The sequence below is a fragment of the Paenibacillus sp. MAEPY2 genome, from assembly GCF_000499205.1.
Lineage (GTDB): Bacteria > Bacillota > Bacilli > Paenibacillales > Paenibacillaceae > Paenibacillus > Paenibacillus vandeheii.
Genome location: NZ_AWUK01000034.1, coordinates 99,055 through 116,583, shown reverse-complemented (window position 1 = coordinate 116,583; position 17,529 = coordinate 99,055). Strand labels below are relative to the sequence as shown.

The following is a 17,529-nucleotide window of genomic DNA, read 5'->3' as shown; positions in this document are numbered from 1 at the left end:
GGAGGGGAGTGGCTATGAGCTTTTTTAGTCGGTTTTTGAAACGACAGCAGCCGGAGGAGCGGCCTTTATTTTACGATATCGTATGTCCGTATTGCTTCAGCAAGTTTTCACCGGAGGAGGTTGTGTTCCGGGCTGCGCATCATCGCGACGACGATGAGGACTACGCACTTGGGGAAGATGCGAAGCTGAATCGGTATCGCGAACGGTTTGGACTGGATACGGTGTTTGATATGGAAGCCGTGTTGGCTCCGCATGATGTACCTGAGGAACATCGCATCTATTCGGATAACATTGTGATGGGACTGAACGATCGGTATGGTGTCGTTACGCGGCGTCGGCTGTGTCCACAGTGCCATAACGAGCTGCCTGTCACGGCAGGCAAAGCACCAAGCAATATCATTTCCATTATAGGCGCATCACAGGTGGGAAAATCCGTCTACATGACTTCATTGATTCATACATTGCAGCATTACACTGCAGATCACTTTGATGCGGCCTGCATGCCGCTGAATGCGGAGATTAGTCGCCGGTTCCGTGCGGATTATGAAGAACCATTATTCGAGCGGGGCGATCTGTTGGATTCCACGCAGAAGGAGAAGCTGCAGGAGCCGTTTATTTTCCAATTTGTATTCAAGGATGAAGATAAAGCTCCGCTGACACTGGTGTTCTTTGACGTTGCTGGTGAAGGTATGGTGGAGCAGGACTATCTGGGACTTCACGGGCAGCATATCAAGAACTCGGCAGGCATTCTGTTCATGGTGGACCCGCTCCAGATTCGTTCCATCCGGGACAAAATCCGCATCAACCTCGGCAATGAGCCAGGCGAGTGGACGCCAAGATACGATGAGCCGCGTGATGTGGTGCTGACGATGTTCGGTGACTTTATCGCTTACCAGGACAAAGCCAAGACGAATATTCCGACAGCCGTTGTACTGACCAAAAGCGACATGCTGCATTCCCTCAAGGATGAAGAGGGTGATTACATCAAATCCAACAGTAATGTGTTCCGCAACATGGTGCATCGCGACTGGTTCGACCTGACCGAATTCGAGAATATCGACGGGGAGATCCGACGGTTTATCGAGAAGGTGGACCGTCCATTCAAAGGCACGATGGATGTGTACTTTAAGGATACGGCTTACTTTGCGGTATCTGCGCTGGGAAGCAATCCGGTGGATATGAAGCTGCAAGGCGTGGTCAGTCCAATCCGTGTCGATGAGCCATTCCTCTGGCTGCTGTACAAGCTGAAGTACATTGAGGGGAGAGTGGGATGATGCGTTCTTCCATAACCCCGCCGATTGAACAACAGATGTACACCAGAGAGCGGCGCGGGGTGTTTCGCACAACGGAGGGGTTCGATACGGTTGCCGCATCGCCGGGACTGGACCCTTCTTTTATCAAAAAAGTGCTTCATCCCTACTGCGTCTATGACGCTCCAGCAGAACTGACGGGCCGGAGTGAGAAGGATGAAACGAAGTTCCCACCGTCCATTCATCTGCTTCACCTGGAGAGCGGGGAGACGATCCTTGGGCAAAATGTGTACCAGTCCGCTGATTTCACCGGGCTGCGCAGTGCTTTTTTCGCTCATAACTATGTCTTGTCTCCTGAACGCTCGGAAGAGCAAATGAAGCAGGGCGGCTGGCTGGATGCTGTGTTCGCCACGTCATATGACATCGAACAAGGAACAGTACTGCCTGCGCTTACTGAATTGCCGCGTACAGCTGGAGTGGGACAGGGGTTTGCCAGAGGGACAGGCTTGGGCTTCGGCACAAGTCCGGCTGGTGACCTCGGCCCAGGTTCCTCTCCAAGCCAGATCCTAGGCGCTTTAAAAATGGACGAAGTGGTGTTCAAACGTCTGCTCTACGCCGTCATGCAGGCTGTAGCGACACGTCGGAAGGTATATATTGCGCTGGATGTGCCCGCTGAAGAAGTTACAGCCGGAGCCAAGGGGTTGCTGCGTTTGTTGTTTACGGCGCTGCCTTACGCGTTCCGGCGGCAGCTCGGCTTCATGACATTTGCCAAGGAGCCGCAGGCGAAGAAAGGCATCCACCTCCAGTTTGTGGAGCGAGGCACACTGCGTCCGAAGGACCGGAATACGGAGAAGGATTTCACCTTTGATCTGGTATCGGGCAGAGTTACCCATGCAGATGCATCTGTGGCAAAGCTTCCTTACGCGGAATTTGCCTGGTCTCTGCTGCATGAGCCAGCGGCTGCCGATCCATTTTATGCTTTTGCGGATGAGATGCTGTTCGGGATGGAACCGGGACGAGAACTCTCCATTGAAGCATACGGGGAACTTTCGATGTTCTATCGTCTGGAGCAAGGCAGAGAAGATATATATTTGAATAACAAAAGCGATGTCCTGAGTGGCTTGCTCACCTACTTGAAACCCGAAGGCGGAGCGCGGCAACGTTCACGTTTGAACGAGTTGTTCCTTACATTGCTCAGTCGTGAGCTGGACAGTGTAAAACGGGAGAATGTGCCTGAGGACTCGGTTGCTGCACGCATCGGAGAGTATTTCCGGGTCGCTGCGCCAGTCGTACAGTCCCGAATCGTGGAATATTTCATCTATGGTGTTAATAACGCCCGTTCGCAGAAACGGATGCGTGCTGTACAGGAACTGTATGGCTTTCTGGATCGGGACAGCCTGTTAAGCCGTGCTTTCTTCGACAAAGTGCTGGCGAACGAATCACTGACCAAGCTGTTGTTCGAGCCCTATCTGGATAATCAGCTGAAACGGACGGAATCTGCTGCCGACGTCGTGGAAGTGATCCAGAGATGGATTACTTCTCACTCGTCTGCCATCCACAATAGCTTCTTGCTGGAACGGACTGCAACCGAGCTGCGTGAACGTTTGTGCTCAGCGCCCAACCCTGTTCAATCTGCCAATGAGGCACTTAAGCGGGTTAGTGTGTTGGATCGTGTATCAGTTGCAGGTTCAGTAGACACAGGGATTACCGCCCGGATTGGGCAATCTGGAGCTGCAGTCCGTGCTAACCGGAAAGGTGGACCTGAGTCCGCTGTCCAACCACCGGCATTTCAGGAGGATTTAACCCGACTTGCCGATAAGCTGGCTTACGTCATTAATTTGTTTATGATCCAGGATCTCGATCTGGAGCGGGTTAATCGTGAACAGCTGTTAAGCATTGATATTTTGTTGCATGGAAACGAGGTTCGGGACTGGGCTGCTCGTCAGGGCTCAGATGTATCTGCGCGTACAAACATGATGCTGGCAGCGAGAGCATGGCTAAGCGGTGAGGGGCGCAGCGAAGAGGAGCTGGAAGCACTCTCCTTGGCTGAGCGTAATGAACTCCAGCGCTGGACGCGCCGCTGGCTTGTCTTGGAGCTTCGAGATCATCCAGGTACGGCTGCGTTTGAAGCGCTGCCGCTGGCTTTCTATCGGGGTGGTAGCGGCAGCAACAAGCTCGATTATCCAGGCCTTATTGAATTTATCTACAGTAATTCAGGAAGTACAGAAGTGTTGTATCAATTTATGGAGTGGTCGGGGAATCAACGCTTGTTTATTCGTGGCTCTAACGCACACAAGGGATACGCGGATGCAATCGTGGCCTATTTCAAGGCCCACGATCGCGAAGCCTTTAAGTCCAAGTCAGCTTTCAAGCCCTATTATGCCAGAGCAAGCAAGACGATGAAGCCTGCCTACGACCGCGCCAGAACAGAGTTGTCGTCTCCGCTGGTACGCATGCTGACAGGTAAAAGGAAAAACCTTTTTCTAGGATCGGTCATCGTCATCCTGATTCTTGGTATTGCCGGAGGTACGTATGCTTTGATGGGGAATAAGGCGGAGACGCCAGCGGCATCACCTCCACCAACACAGGAGCCATTTGTTCCTGCTGAACCGGAGGTGCAGCTCGCAGAACAGATCGCCTACCTCGTTCCGGCATCCCAAGCGGACGACGGTACACAGACGCCTGCACGGTTGGTTATCCGTTACAGAAACGAAACCGACAGCAACGCTTTGCAAACGGACACTCTCCAATGGAACTTGAAAGATGGTACTACGCAGAAGCTCAATGCTGAGGGAGAATGGGAGAGTTTCAACCGTAACGAGGAGCCGGATGGGGAAGGTGCAGCCGGAAAGAGCACAGAGGGCACGTCTGAAGGAAGCTCCGCGGATTCTTCTACCCATACTGCGGATGACACTCAGCAGAGCGGAGAAACCGAGCAGGGGGTAGATTCAGCCACAACGGAGGGCACCACTTCAGATCCAGCAGCAGGGAGCACAGGAACGGATACGGGGACTGGTGCAGCTACGGACTCCACGGATAAAGGCACAGCGGAGGGAGCAGCAGGCGAAACGCCTTCAGATTCGTCTCAGTCTACAGGAGCAGGTTCGTCTTCTTTGGAAAATCTGACTGTTGCCGAAGCAGACCGACTGTATCCTTATGGGCACCAGGTAGAGCTTCCGGCCGATATCAATCTGGAGGGCATCGGGAGTGTTCAGAGTGGAACGACCGTCATCAACCTCGTCCCGGAACCTAAGCTCTGAGCGAGATTACTTGAATAGGTGATTCATGCAGAATACAGCCACCTCGTAAATTCGTAGGGGCTGTATTTTTGTTTTGTTCAAGCAATGGAGAAAAACATGTACAAATTGAAGCGATATAGGTCTATTTTTCACAATTCAGACACATTATTAAAATGTTGGGCATGAATGACCTTGCGCAAAGCGATGTAATGCATGTACACGATGAGAAAAGCTCTCACATGAATGGTGGACAATCCGACTCATTTCCAGTAAAACACTTCAAAAATAGCACACAAACATCAAGGAATTTGGTATTTAGTGTTGACAAATGATAATGATTATCAGTATCTTTAGTGTATAAGATCTTGTTGCGCCGGAAATACGCTGAACTATAATTTCGTTTTCGTTGTCATAGCCGGAATACATAACCGGGATAAATGAGAGAGGGATGATCGCATGTTTCGTCTGGAGACGTCCAAGTTGGATATCGCTTATGAGGAAAGACTGATTGTTGATAATCTGAATATTCAAATTCCCCAAGGAAAAATTACAGCACTTGTTGGAGCCAACGGTTCAGGGAAGTCCACCATCCTGAAAACGATGGCACGGATCATGAATCCAAAAGCAGGTAGCGTATTGCTCGACGGGAAGTCCATCCATAAGCAGTCCACGCGTGAAGTAGCCAAGCAGCTTGCGATTTTGCCACAGAATCCAACAGCGCCTGAAGGACTTACTGTAACCGAACTGGTGTCTTACGGACGGTTCCCTTATCAAAAAGGTTTTGGGTCGATGCGTGCTGAAGACAAACGCATGATTGAATGGGCCATCGAAGTGACAGGCATGACGGAGTTCCATGATCGTCCAATCGATCAACTGTCCGGTGGACAGCGGCAACGTGCCTGGATCGCGATGGCTCTGGCACAGGAGACAGATATTCTGTTCCTGGACGAGCCGACAACGTTCCTGGATATGGCTCACCAGCTTGAAGTACTGCAATTGCTGGAGCAGCTGAATGCTACAGCAAATCGTACGATTGTTATGGTTGTGCATGACTTGAACCATGCTTCCCGTTATGCGCATCACATGATTGGTATTAAAAAAGGTAAAGCCATCGCTACAGGTTCACCCGTAGAAGTTATGAACTCCGATGTACTTCGCGAAGTATTCAACATTGAAGCGGATATCGTGATTGATCCACGTTCAGGTGTGCCGCTCTGCTTGCCATACGCCCTTGCGGGTGAACGCCAGCAATCCGCACCTCCAGAACAAGTGGTCATGAACAGTGCAATGGTTCATGCTGGAGGACGGACAGAGCAACGTGTTCGTCACGCGACAGGAATTTAATGAAACGGGCCATAGGTGGTCCTCAACGATAGAATGAAGCCGCTGTGCATTATGCACAGCGGCTTATTCGCATTCTAGGGGAGATTGACCAAGGTGGAGCCGCAAGAGCGGTATGATTATTTTGGCTGCAAAATTCGACTCAAAAAGCCCTTGACCACATTGGTGGTGGAAGTAGGCTTCACGTATGAACTGGGATCGGTTTAACCGCAGATTTGGTAATTGTTCGTCTCGGGTCTATAATATGGAGACAGGCTGTGTGCCGTATTATTATTCGGTACAGTACATACAGCAGCCCAACCTACATCATACTCATGGGAGGAATCAGTCATGTCCGTATATTCGTATCAGGCGGTAACGACCGCAAATCAGGAAGTTCCACTCGATCTGTATCAAGGCAAAGTGTTGGTCATCGCCAATACAGCCAGCAAGTGTGGACTGACTCCACAATACGGTGAATTGCAGAAGCTCTACGATCGCTATCGTGATCAAGGTTTGGTTGTGCTTGGGTTCCCTTGTAACCAGTTTGGCGGTCAGGAGCCGGGGTCAAGTGAAGAAGCAGAATCATTCTGCCAAATCAACTACGGCGTTAATTTCCCGGTATTTGCCAAAGTTGACGTAAATGGTGAAGATGCTCATCCATTGTTCAAGTATCTGCGTGAGCAGCAACCTGGTGTTGGTGAAGACAACAGTATCCAATGGAATTTCACCAAGTTCCTCGTGAATCGTGAAGGTGAGGTTGTGGGGCGTGTTGAACCAAAAGAATCCCCGGAATCCATGACTGCAGAGATTGAAAAGCTGCTTGGCGTATAAAATATAACGAAGAAGCCTGCCTCCAGAATTGGAGGACAGGCTTTTTTTTGTAGCATAAACAAGCTTCAAAAAGGAGAAACTGAAGTTAATTGAAGATGAATTAGCGTCTGGCTGATTCGTCAAAAAAACCATTCTACAAATTTATTTTGATTAACCCCTTGCAATGTGAAAAAGATCACATTATAATAAGTGTATAAAGTGAAATAAATCACATACAAGGTATTCACTAAGAAGTGAAATATTTCACAACCACAATGACGTTCATATTCAATTTCATATTTATATACCCAAGGGGGAACCTTATCATGAAAATCGCAGTTATCGGATGTACACATGCAGGAACCGCAGCCATCGTTAACACCGCCAAATTGTACCCGGATGCTACCATTACCGTGTATGAGCGCAATGACAATATCTCCTTTTTATCATGTGGTATTGCGCTGTATGTGGGTGGTGTGGTGAAAGATCCAGACGGACTGTTCTATTCTTCGCCTAACCAACTGGCCGAACTCGGTGTCGTTACCAAAATGCTTCATGAAGTGACGTCAGTAGATGCTGCAGGTCATAAACTTCAGGCTAAAAACCTGACAACCGGGGAAGAATTCGAAGATACGTTCGACAAGCTGATCGTAACCACAGGTTCATGGCCTGTTGTACCGAAGCTGGAAGGCATCGATATGGATAACATTTTACTTTGCAAAAACTACAACCATTCGAATACAATCATCGAAAAAGCGAAGGACGCCAAACGCATTACCGTGGTGGGCGCAGGATACATCGGCATCGAGCTGGTGGAGGCTTTCCAAATGAACGGCAAGGAAGTTACGCTGATCGATAGCGTGGACCGGATTCTGAACAAATATCTGGACCCCGAGTTTACAGATGCCATTGAAGAAACGTTGACTGGACGTGGTATCAAGCTGGCTTTGGGCCAAACGGTGCAGAAATTCACCGGAGAGAATGGCAAAGTGAACAAGGTTATTACATCCAAGGGAGAATTTGAAACAGACCTCGTTATTCTGTGCATTGGTTTCCGTCCAAATACCGAACTGCTCAAAGGCCAAGTGGATATGCTGCCGAACGACGCAATCATCGTGGATAAATATATGCAAACCAGCCAGAAAGACGTCTTTGCTGCTGGAGACAGCTGTGCGGTTCATTACAACCCAACGGGCAAAGCAGCTTACATCCCACTGGCAACCAACGCGGTGCGGATGGGTACACTTGTAGCCCGAAACTTGGTTCGTCCTACGACACCGTACATGGGTACACAAGGCACATCAGGTATCAAAATATATGAGCAAAATATTGCAGGCACAGGTATGACGGAAACGTCTGCTGCTGACGAAGGTCTGGTCGTTGAAGCGGTAACGCTTGAAGATGCTTACCGTCCGGAGTTCATGCCAACAGCAGAGAAGCTACTGCTCAAAGTGATCTATGAACAGGCTACCCGCCGCATTGTTGGTGCACAGATTATGTCACAGGCTGATCTGACACAGTCGATCAATACGATCTCTGTCTGCATCCAGAACAACATGACGGTAGATGAGTTGGCCTTCATCGACTTCTTCTTCCAGCCACATTACAACAAACCGTGGAACTTCCTGAACTCGGCTGGTCTTCAGGCGCTGCCTCCAGTAGATGTAAAAACACCAGCAATGGTATAACGGATATTGCTGAGTTATAGGAGAGCTGCCGCATCCTGCGGCAGTTCTTTTCTTTTTGTTTTTTCTGAGATCGACCGAACAAGATAGAACGGAAGCATTAAAAAATGTAGTTTTCAGACTTTGTGATAAAAGTAACAAACCTCTCGAAACCTTCGCGATACAATGAACATATCAACAATAGAAGTTGATTTATGATGTTCATGAACTGTGAAGGAGAGGATCGTTATGGCAGCAAAAACACCTCTTGAGGTTGCACAATATACGGCGCATACGGGGATGAAGAAAGCTCAAAATCCGGTGTCCTCCGTATTGATACTCAGTTTTTTGGCAGGCGCTTTTATTGCGCTCGGATTTCTGCTGGATATTCGGGTCATTGCCTCTGCTCCGGCCGAGTGGGGCAGCTTGGTTAATTTGATCGGTGCAGCAGTGTTCCCGGTAGGTTTGATATTAGTGCTGATTGGCGGCGGGGAACTGCTGACAGGCAATATGATGGCCGTTCCACTCGCGACGATTGCGCGCAAACTGTCCGCAGGCAGCATGTTGAAGAATCTCACCTTAGTAACGATAGGTAATTTCCTTGGGGCGATCTTTGTGGCCTATGCGTTTGGGCATGTGCTCGGTCTTACGGCAGAAGGTGCCTATTTGACCAAAGTAGTCGATATGGCTGGACACAAGCTGGATGACAGCTTTCTTCAGGCTTTTATATCCGGGATCGGGTGTAACTGGCTGGTAGCTCTTGCGGTGTGGTTGTCCTATGCATCGGATACGATGAGCGGAAAAGTACTGGGCATTTGGTTCCCAACGATGGCTTTTGTGGCTATTGGATTCCAGCACGTTGTCGCCAACATGTTCCTGATTCCTGCGGCGATCTTCGAAGGGCATTATTCGTGGGGGCAATACGTCATGAATTTCATTCCGGTATGGCTTGGTAATCTGACGGGAGGGGCGCTGTTTGTGGCGGCTGCTTACTGGATGGTGTATCTACGCAAACATGAGCCGGAAGTGCAGCCTGAGGTGGCAATGGCGGTGGCCCAACCTGTAGAGACGGAAGCCAGAACGATGTGGAGCAAGCAGGCGTAGCGGCATTTTTCCGAGTAATCGAGTAGCGTTGTAACCGTGGTACAAGTGCGAAAACGAGTGAAAAGGCGAATGCAAAGTAAACAGGAGAGGCGATTCTGATCTCGTTCAAGTCATGGCTGTCGGCTGTGATGAGCGGGAAAGGAGTCGTTTTTTTTAATGTAAAAATATCCACACAAAATAAATTCGCCATGACAAGGTTCGGGGGAACGAAACCTGTTCATGGCGAATTTCGGGAGTGGTCCATGATATGGCATGAGGAGGAAGTGGGGAAACACTAGCCTAATGCCTTATTTTTAATTTACCCCTGAATTTCGAGATTGAATCAAGGGGAAATAAGATTTTTTTAAAATAATTTCGAGCAGCTGTGGCGGTGAAAAAAGACTGTTCTCTTTACGCGATTACCATGAAGAAGATATGATATGAAGATAGCTTTGAAGGGGGAGGGACTTGTATATGATCGATCAGGAGAATGGCGTATTCCCGGCGGTTTGCCCGCTCGATTGTCCGGATACTTGCGGCCTGCTGCTTCATAAGGAGAACGGCAAAATCGTGAAGGTAGCAGGCAATCCGGACCATCCGATTACCAAAGGCGCCATCTGTAACAAGGTCCGAAATATGACGGAGCGGGTGTATCACCCGGAGCGGCTGCAATATCCGATGCGACGCATCGGAGCCAAGGGGGAAGGCCAGTTCGAGCGAATCAGCTGGGATGAGGCCATCCGCGAGATTACGGCGAAATTCAGTTCACTGTCAGATACCTACGGACCGGAGAGCATCCTGCCATACAGCTTCTATGGAAACATGGGCATTCTTGGTGTCGATGGCATGGATCGTCGTTTCTTCAATGCGCTAGGCGCGAGCAAGCTGGAACAGACGATATGTAATGCGGCCGGAAATACCGGGTGGAAATATACGATGGGTGCGAACCGGGGAACACTTCCCGAAGATACGGAGCATGCAGATGTCATTCTGGTGTGGGGAGGCAACATTGTCAGCACCAATATGCATCAGGTCGTTCTGGCCGAGAAAGCCCGCAAAAAGGGAGCCCAAATCGTCGTCATTGACGTTCATCGCAATCGGACCGCCCAATGGGGAGACTGGTTCATTCCACTCTACCCGGGTACAGACAGCGCACTGGCACTCGGATTAATGCATGTACTGTTCGAGCAGGGACTGACGGATGAGGACTTTATGCAAAAGTATACCGTCGGCCATGTGGCACTGCGTGATCATGTCCGCAGCTACACCCCTGAGCGCGTTGCACGTATTACAGGCGTACCGGAAGCGGACATCGTGAAGCTGGCTGAGCTGTATGGCAACGCACAGGCCGCCCACATTCATATCGGCAATGGCCTGCAGCATCACGACAACGGTGGCATGAACGTGCGCAGCGTAGCCTGTCTGCCTGCCATTACAGGCCAGTGGCTGAAGCGCGGCGGTGGCGCCATTCGTACCAATAGCTACGCGAGCACCAATAGCGATGCGTTGGAGCGTCCAGAGCTGCGCCAGAACCCGGAGCCGCGCGTGGTGAACATGAACCGGATTGGCGAAGCACTGCTGGAAGCGGAGCAGCCGATTCGGGCGTTGATGGTTTATTGCAGCAATCCTTTGGTGGTGGCACCGGATACCGAGCGGGTGGAGCGAGGTTTTGCACGGGAGGATCTGTTCACGGTTGTCCATGATCTGTTCCTGACAGATACGGCGAAGTACGCGGATATTGTACTGCCTGCGACGTCTTCATTTGAAACGACAGATCTGTATACATCCTACTGGCATCAGTATGTCCATTTGCAAGAGCCGGTCATTGCGCCTTTGGGTGAGAGCAAGAGCAATGTGGAACTGTTCTCTTTGCTTGGGCAGGCGATGGGATACGACCCTGAGATTTTCGGTGAGACACCGGAACAGATGATTGAGGAAGCACTCCAGGGTACGGGCAATCCCTACATGAACGGAGTAACATTAGAAGGGCTGAAGCAGCATCATTTCGTCAAGCTGGATATGTCTCCACATGATTCATATTTGGATCAGCTGCCCACACCTTCGGGGAAAATCGAGCTGTATTCGGAAACGATGGCTCAGCGAGGATTGCCTCCGTTACCTACGTACAGTGCACTGGTTGAAGGGTATGATGGGGAGAAACCGGCTGGACCTGCGGACGTCTATCCGCTGATGTTTCTGTCGCCACCAAATCATAATTTCCTGAACTCCACCTTTGCCAATTCGGCCAAACATCAACGCTTGGAGAAGATGCCACTATTGCAAATGCACCCGGAGGACGCCGCTCGCAGACAGGTGGAGGATGGGGATACGGTGGTCGTATGGAATGACCGCGGCCGAATCGAATTAACCGCCAAGGTGAGTGAATCCATGCTGCCAGGAACAGTGATTAGTCAAGGCTTATGGTGGGATGGCAATGGCAAAAAACAGCGGGCGAACTCGCTCACGTCTAATCGACTGTCTGACATGGGCAACGGGGCTACATTCTTCTCGGCCACTGTCGAAGTGAAGCGTCAATGAATGTGCTTGCAGATCGGATCTTTTCAGGTAAGATGAACAATGGATAGATTGTAAGCAATGAATAGACCGAAAGCAATGAGTAGATCGAAAGCAGAATGTAGAGCAAGATTCAAAATTTAGAATTCAAATGGCCTTCGCTCTGGCTAATCATGCCGTCTGGCGAGGGTCTATTTTTTATGGCAATTTGCTTTTTGAAGGTACTAAGGAGAATAAACAAGATGATGAGATGGCTGGATACGTATCCAAAAGAAGTGAAAATATTTTTGCTGGCTAGTCTGGTCAATGCGACAGGCAGTGCCTTGATGTGGCCGCTGACCACAATGTATGTATTTGATGAGCTTGGGCGCACGATGGCGAACGCGGGGTTTGTCATTCTGATTCAGTCGCTGGGCGGTATCTTCGGTCAATTGCTCGGAGGTGCACTGTACCACCGGGTGGGGGTCAAGAAGCTGATCATCGGATCACTGGCGTTAAACGCTGTGGGGTTGTTTGCTCTGCCGTGGATCAGCGCGTATTGGGTTATATTTATATGTGCGATGGGCTGGATCGGCCTATTTAGTTCATTATCGCTGCCAGCGATTCAAGCCTTTATCGGCTTCCGGTTTGCGGAGCGACGCGGGGAATTGTTTAATGTGATCTATGTCGCCAACAATATCGGTGTGGCGATTGGTACGGCACTCAGTGGTTTCCTGGCTGATTTTTCCTATCATCTCAGCTTTGTACTGAACGGGGTGACTTCGGCCGGGTTCGCGATCTTTTTCTGGTATTATCTGTCGCGGGCAGAACCGGATCAGGGCGAAGTGCATCTGACCAAGCGCAAAACGGTTCCCGATGGGCCGGGCGTCTGGGCGCTGCTGGGCAACACCAGATTATATCTATTTATGAGCCTGGGCGTGCTGTTCCTGCTATTTGGTAATTCCATCTGGAATACTGGTGTGTCTCCGTATATTATTTCCGAGGGTATGGAGAAAAGAATGTACGGTCTGCTCTGGACGCTGAACGGGGTGCTCATCTTCGTGGGACAACCCTTCACCAGCTGGGTCAAGCGTACGATGGCCCGTACATCGACTGCTCAGATGACGGCAAGTGCAGTGTTCTATGGCATGGCCTACATTGTCATGATCACGATGTACAGCTATCCGGGTATGGTGCTTGCAATGGTACTGGCTACCTTTGGGGAAATGCTGATCTCACCTGCTACGCCGGCATTTATCTCAGAGCATGCGGGAAGATCGGCACCCTTCTACATTGGGATATCCGGTGGAATCGGTGCGGTCGGCCGGGTTATCGGGCCGTATGCCATGGGCGTCATGTACGACAAACAGGGATTGATTCCTGTAGCATGGCTGGCGACTGTCACGGCGGGTATTGCAGTGCTTGGCTTTGTACTGCATGCGGTGCTGAACCGCAATCGTGAAGTGAAGGAGTATGGATTGGACGCTTAGCCTCTTAGGCTAGGTGGTGTAAGGAAGAGAGAAGACAGGTGGAAGTGGAGGGAAAAGCCGCAAGGCCACTTTAATCTGTCTTCTCATTCCGTAAATTTAGATTGACAAAAAAATCTTTTTATGCTATAATTTACATATAAATATATTCCGTATATACTAAGATTCTCCTGGCCAGGGGGAATCTTATTTTTGTTTGTACGGGAGGATAAAACATGAAGCAAAATGAGTCCAGTATTACATCCCTGATTTCGGCTTTTGGCCGAGCCTACCACTGCCAATACGATACACCTCTTATTTTCGATGATTATATAGCCAAAGAGCTTATCAATCCTCAAGAGTTTTCGGATATCCGCGAGAATATGATTCAAGGCATCCATTTTTTCAACCCGGAGATGGCCCACCAGTGCAAGAATGACCCGGATAAGATCCTAAAATGGATTACGCAGGTACAGATATCTCCAATCACATTGGCTCGGGCTGCCTACTGTGAGCAGGTACTGCTGCATGAAGTCGCTTTGGGATTGAAGCAGGTTGTTATTCTTGGCGCAGGGATGGATACATTTGCTTTGAGGCATCCGGAACTGGAGGACACGCTGGAACTATTTGAAGTGGATTATCCAGCCACTCAGCAATTCAAGAGGGAGCGGCTGCATCAGGCCAAGCTGAACATTCCGGGCAATCTTCATTTTGTGCCAATGGATTTTACCCGTGAGCCTTCGTATGAAAGTTTGACTAATGGAGGTTTGGAGAAGCTGAAGACGCTGGTTACTCTGCTGGGTGTATCGTATTATTTGACCAAAGAAAATCTATCCAACTTGCTCCGACATGTATTTTCGGATCTTCCAACGGGGAGCTCCATTGTACTGGATTATGCAGATGAGCATCTCTTTGAGGAAAAAGGAAGGTTTAACCGGGTTGAAAATATGGTGAAGATGGCTGCAATGGGGGGCGAGCCGATGCAATCCTGCTTCACGTATGAGGAGATGGAGCGGTTGTTGGCGGATGCAGGACTACTCATATATGAGCATCTATCGCCGGAGGACATCCAGGATCGATATTTCAGCAATCGTACAGATGACTTGTCCGCCTTCGAAACAAACCATTTTATCCATGCGGTCAAAAAAATAAAAACCTATTCCTGCTGTGATTATTACAGATTAGGATCTGAATAAGAAAGGGAAGTCCCATAAGTCATGAACATGACGGGGACATCCCTTTTTTAGCTTTAGTGCTGTCTGTCTAACGAACCGAGCACGTGTTATTATTGCCAATTTCCACAGGTCTGCGGTTTAACGAATCCAAGAGACGTTATTTCCGCAACCTATCCAAATTGGGCTTGATGCAATCGACTATATGAGCCCTGGCGTGCCAAAAGTTCATCATGGCTGCCTTGTTCGGCTACGCCGCCGTTCTCCACAACGACAATGCGATCCGCGTGTCTGATGGTGGCCAGTCGATGGGCGATGATCAGCGTTGTACGCCCCTGTGCCAGCTCGGATAAAGCCAGCTGAATGGCGGCTTCCGTTTCAGTATCCAGTGCGGAGGTCGCTTCGTCCAGAATGAGGATCGGCGGATTTTTCAAGATCATGCGAGCAATGGATAGACGCTGCTTCTGTCCACCGGATAATTTGACGCCTCGCTCACCGATCAGGGTATCGAGTCCTTCCGGTTGGGATTGGACGAGCTCTTCCAGTTGGGCACGGCTGATGGCTTGCCAGATTTCCTCATCAGGCGCATCCAGTTTGCCGTAAGCAATATTCTCGCGGATCGATCCGTCAAACAGGAAAATATCCTGCTGCACAATCCCGATATGGGAGCGCAGCGACTCCAGCGTCATATCTTTTACCGGAATTCCATCAATAGAGATATGCCCCGCATCCACATCGTAAAAGCGTGGAATGAGGCTGCATAGCGTAGATTTGCCTGCACCCGAAGGTCCGACCAGCGCAACCGTTTGTCCTGCCTGAATCTCCAGATTGATCTGATCCAACGTAGGTTTGTGTTCGCCGTAAGCAAATGTGACGTTATGGAAGGCGATGTCGCCTTTCACATGTGAAATTGGTTTGGCTTGAGGTGTATCATCTACATCGGGCTCGGCCTCCAGCAGTTCCAGGTAACGTCTGAATCCGGCAATGCCTTTGGGATAGGTCTCGATGACGGAATTGATCTGTTGAATCGGTCCAAGAAACACATTGGATAACATGACAAAGGCGATGAATTGACCGTAGGTCATCCTGTCTTGAATGACAAACCACGTACCGCACACCAGTACAAACAGTGATACGAATTTCATCAGAATGAAGCTGAGCGAGGAATTCCACGCCATAATTCGGTAGGTGATCAGTTTGGTAAGGCGAAAGCGTTCATTATTTTCGACAAAACGTTTCACTTCATGTTTTTCATTGGCAAAAGCCTGAACTACACGAATTCCGCTCACATTGTTCTCTACGCGTGCGTTATAGTCTGCGATATCCGCAAACATACGTTTGAACGCTTTGGACATTTTGCGGCTGAAATAGAGGGACAGGAAGATCATCAGCGGCACAATAATGAAGGTCATGACAGCCAACTGCCAGTTGATGCCCAGCATAATGCCGAAGGCCCCAGCCAACGTCATGAGGGCAATGAACAGATCCTCTGGTCCATGGTGCGCAATCTCACCAATATCCATCAGATCGTTGGTCATGCGAGAGACGAGGTGCCCAGTCTTATTGTTATCGAAGAAGCGAAATGATTGCTTCTGCACACGCTGGAACAGTTCCCGCCGCATATCAGATTCGATGTTAATGCCAAGCTTATGTCCCCAGTAGGTAACTGCATAATGGAAAAAGGAACTAAGCAGATAGATGCCCAGCAATCCGGCACAGGCTGCTAATATCATGGACCAGTTGCCTGCGGGAAGCAGCTGATCGACAACTTTGTTTACAGCCAGGGGAAACGCAAGCTCCAGCAGTGCAGCCAGAATGGCACAGGAGAAATCCAATATAAAGAGTCCCCGATAAGGACGATAATAGGCCATGAAACGGCGAAGCATATGTAAATCCTCCTCCATATAACGCAAATGCCCGGACAGACTCCATAGCCTGACCAGACACTTACACCCTTCATATGTTATTTACGATTTTGCTGTGCACGTTCTACAATCATATCGGCAAATTCTTCAGCCTGAGCCTGTATTGCAATCGGGTCGAAGTACCAGTAGCGATCTTCTTCCAGCTCGTACACTTGATTGTTTTTCACAGCCGGGAGCGATTGCCAGATAGAGTCACCTTGGTAATTTTTATTGTTCTCCCCTACGGTTAGGAAGATATGGTCTCCGGCATAATCACCAACGACTTCCCGGGAAATCTCTTTCCATTGGGTATCGCCCATCAGCTCTTTCTTGGTGATTTCGAGTGGTGCAAGTTGCAAAGCACGATATACGGCCTGTCCACCCCGACCGAAGTTATCTCCATAGCCATAATAGCTCTTGTCTGATACTTCGAGGATGGAGAAGGTTTCCTCCGGTTTAATGACTGCTTTTACTTTGGCGCGAGCGGCTTCAATACGTTCGTCGTACGTTTTCAGCCAGGCTTCGGCTTCTTCGGATTTGTTCATGAGTTCTCCGAAGCCCCGAATTTCATCCTCTACATTGGTAAACGTGCCGTAGGGAATGACCACGGTAGGTGCGATTTTTTGATAACTCTCAATTTCTTCAGCTTTATCAGAGTAGGTAATGATCAGATCCGGGTCCAACGCAACGACCTTCTCCAGGGATACAGCACCCCGATCACCAATGTTCTCTATGCCCTCCACCTGATCTGCGTAGAATGGATTTTCCAGATAATATTGAACAGCACCAACGGGTTTCACACCCAGTGCAAGCAGGTCACTTACGTACATATCTGTAACAATCCGTTTCGGTTCAGCCGGAATTTCCACATCTCCACTTAATGACTTATAAATCCTTGTAGTATCCGAAGAACTGGTGTTTGTTTCATTCGAACCTGTGGTCGATTCTGAGCCCGCCGCTGTTGGTTCCGTTGTGCCCGAACCCGTACCACTGTTACAGGCAGCCAGAATCATGATGATGGCGAGCATGAGCAGCAAGACGGAAAATCGTTTTTTTGCAGCAAACATATCCTTGTTCCCCCTATGTATAATCAATAATGATTATTATTCTCATTAATAACATAGA

The 17,529-nt window shown here is 49.4% G+C and carries 11 protein-coding genes; 9 read left to right on the top strand and 2 right to left on the bottom strand.

The window, feature by feature from the left end; genetic code table 11:
• Positions 1-14 precede the first annotated feature (14 nt).
• From P364_RS0125075 to P364_RS0125030, 9 genes are all read left to right on the top strand, one after another.
• A complete protein-coding gene (locus P364_RS0125075; protein WP_024632789.1) occupies positions 15-1,274 on the top strand; it encodes a TRAFAC clade GTPase domain-containing protein in 1,260 nt (419 codons plus the stop codon).
• Positions 1,271-4,510 carry a GAP1-N2 domain-containing protein gene (locus P364_RS0125070; protein WP_024632788.1) on the top strand — a complete coding sequence of 1,080 codons (3,240 nt, stop codon included), beginning with the start codon at positions 1,271-1,273 and terminating at the stop codon, positions 4,508-4,510. The genes P364_RS0125075 and P364_RS0125070 overlap by 4 nt, the downstream gene beginning before the upstream one ends.
• A gap of 435 nt (positions 4,511-4,945) precedes the next feature.
• Positions 4,946-5,833, top strand: coding sequence for an ABC transporter ATP-binding protein (locus tag P364_RS0125065; protein ID WP_024632787.1), 888 nt, complete (start codon positions 4,946-4,948; stop codon positions 5,831-5,833).
• 327 nt (positions 5,834-6,160) lie between these two features.
• Positions 6,161-6,643, top strand: a complete 483-nt coding sequence (locus P364_RS0125055; RefSeq protein WP_024632786.1) for a glutathione peroxidase — start codon at positions 6,161-6,163, stop codon at positions 6,641-6,643.
• Between the two features lie 305 nt (positions 6,644-6,948).
• A complete protein-coding gene (locus tag P364_RS0125050; RefSeq protein ID WP_024632785.1) occupies positions 6,949-8,310 on the top strand; it encodes an FAD-dependent oxidoreductase in 1,362 nt (453 codons plus the stop codon).
• 225 nt (positions 8,311-8,535) lie between these two features.
• On the top strand, positions 8,536-9,390 hold the full coding sequence (locus tag P364_RS0125045) for a formate/nitrite transporter family protein (RefSeq protein WP_024632784.1): 855 nt from the start codon (positions 8,536-8,538) through the stop codon (positions 9,388-9,390).
• Between the two features lie 453 nt (positions 9,391-9,843).
• A complete protein-coding gene (locus tag P364_RS0125040; protein ID WP_024632783.1) occupies positions 9,844-11,907 on the top strand; it encodes a molybdopterin-containing oxidoreductase family protein in 2,064 nt (687 codons plus the stop codon).
• Between the two features lie 221 nt (positions 11,908-12,128).
• Positions 12,129-13,352, top strand: a complete 1,224-nt coding sequence (locus tag P364_RS0125035; protein WP_024632782.1) for an MFS transporter — start codon at positions 12,129-12,131, stop codon at positions 13,350-13,352.
• A 212-nt stretch (positions 13,353-13,564) separates the two neighbouring features.
• Entirely contained in the window at positions 13,565-14,524 is a 960-nt protein-coding gene (locus tag P364_RS0125030) for a class I SAM-dependent methyltransferase (protein ID WP_024632781.1), read from the top strand.
• Between the two features lie 149 nt (positions 14,525-14,673).
• On the opposite strand, the gene P364_RS0125025 is transcribed toward P364_RS0125030, so the two are convergent.
• Together P364_RS0125025 and P364_RS0125020 are read right to left on the bottom strand one after the other, a co-directional pair.
• Positions 14,674-16,386 carry an ABC transporter ATP-binding protein gene (locus P364_RS0125025; RefSeq protein WP_024632780.1) on the bottom strand — a complete coding sequence of 571 codons (1,713 nt, stop codon included), beginning with the start codon at positions 16,384-16,386 and terminating at the stop codon, positions 14,674-14,676.
• Positions 16,387-16,463: 77 nt separating this feature from the next.
• On the bottom strand, positions 16,464-17,471 hold the full coding sequence (locus P364_RS0125020; protein ID WP_024632779.1) for an ABC transporter substrate-binding protein: 1,008 nt from the start codon (positions 17,469-17,471) through the stop codon (positions 16,464-16,466).
• Between the last annotated feature and the right edge of the window lie 58 nt (positions 17,472-17,529).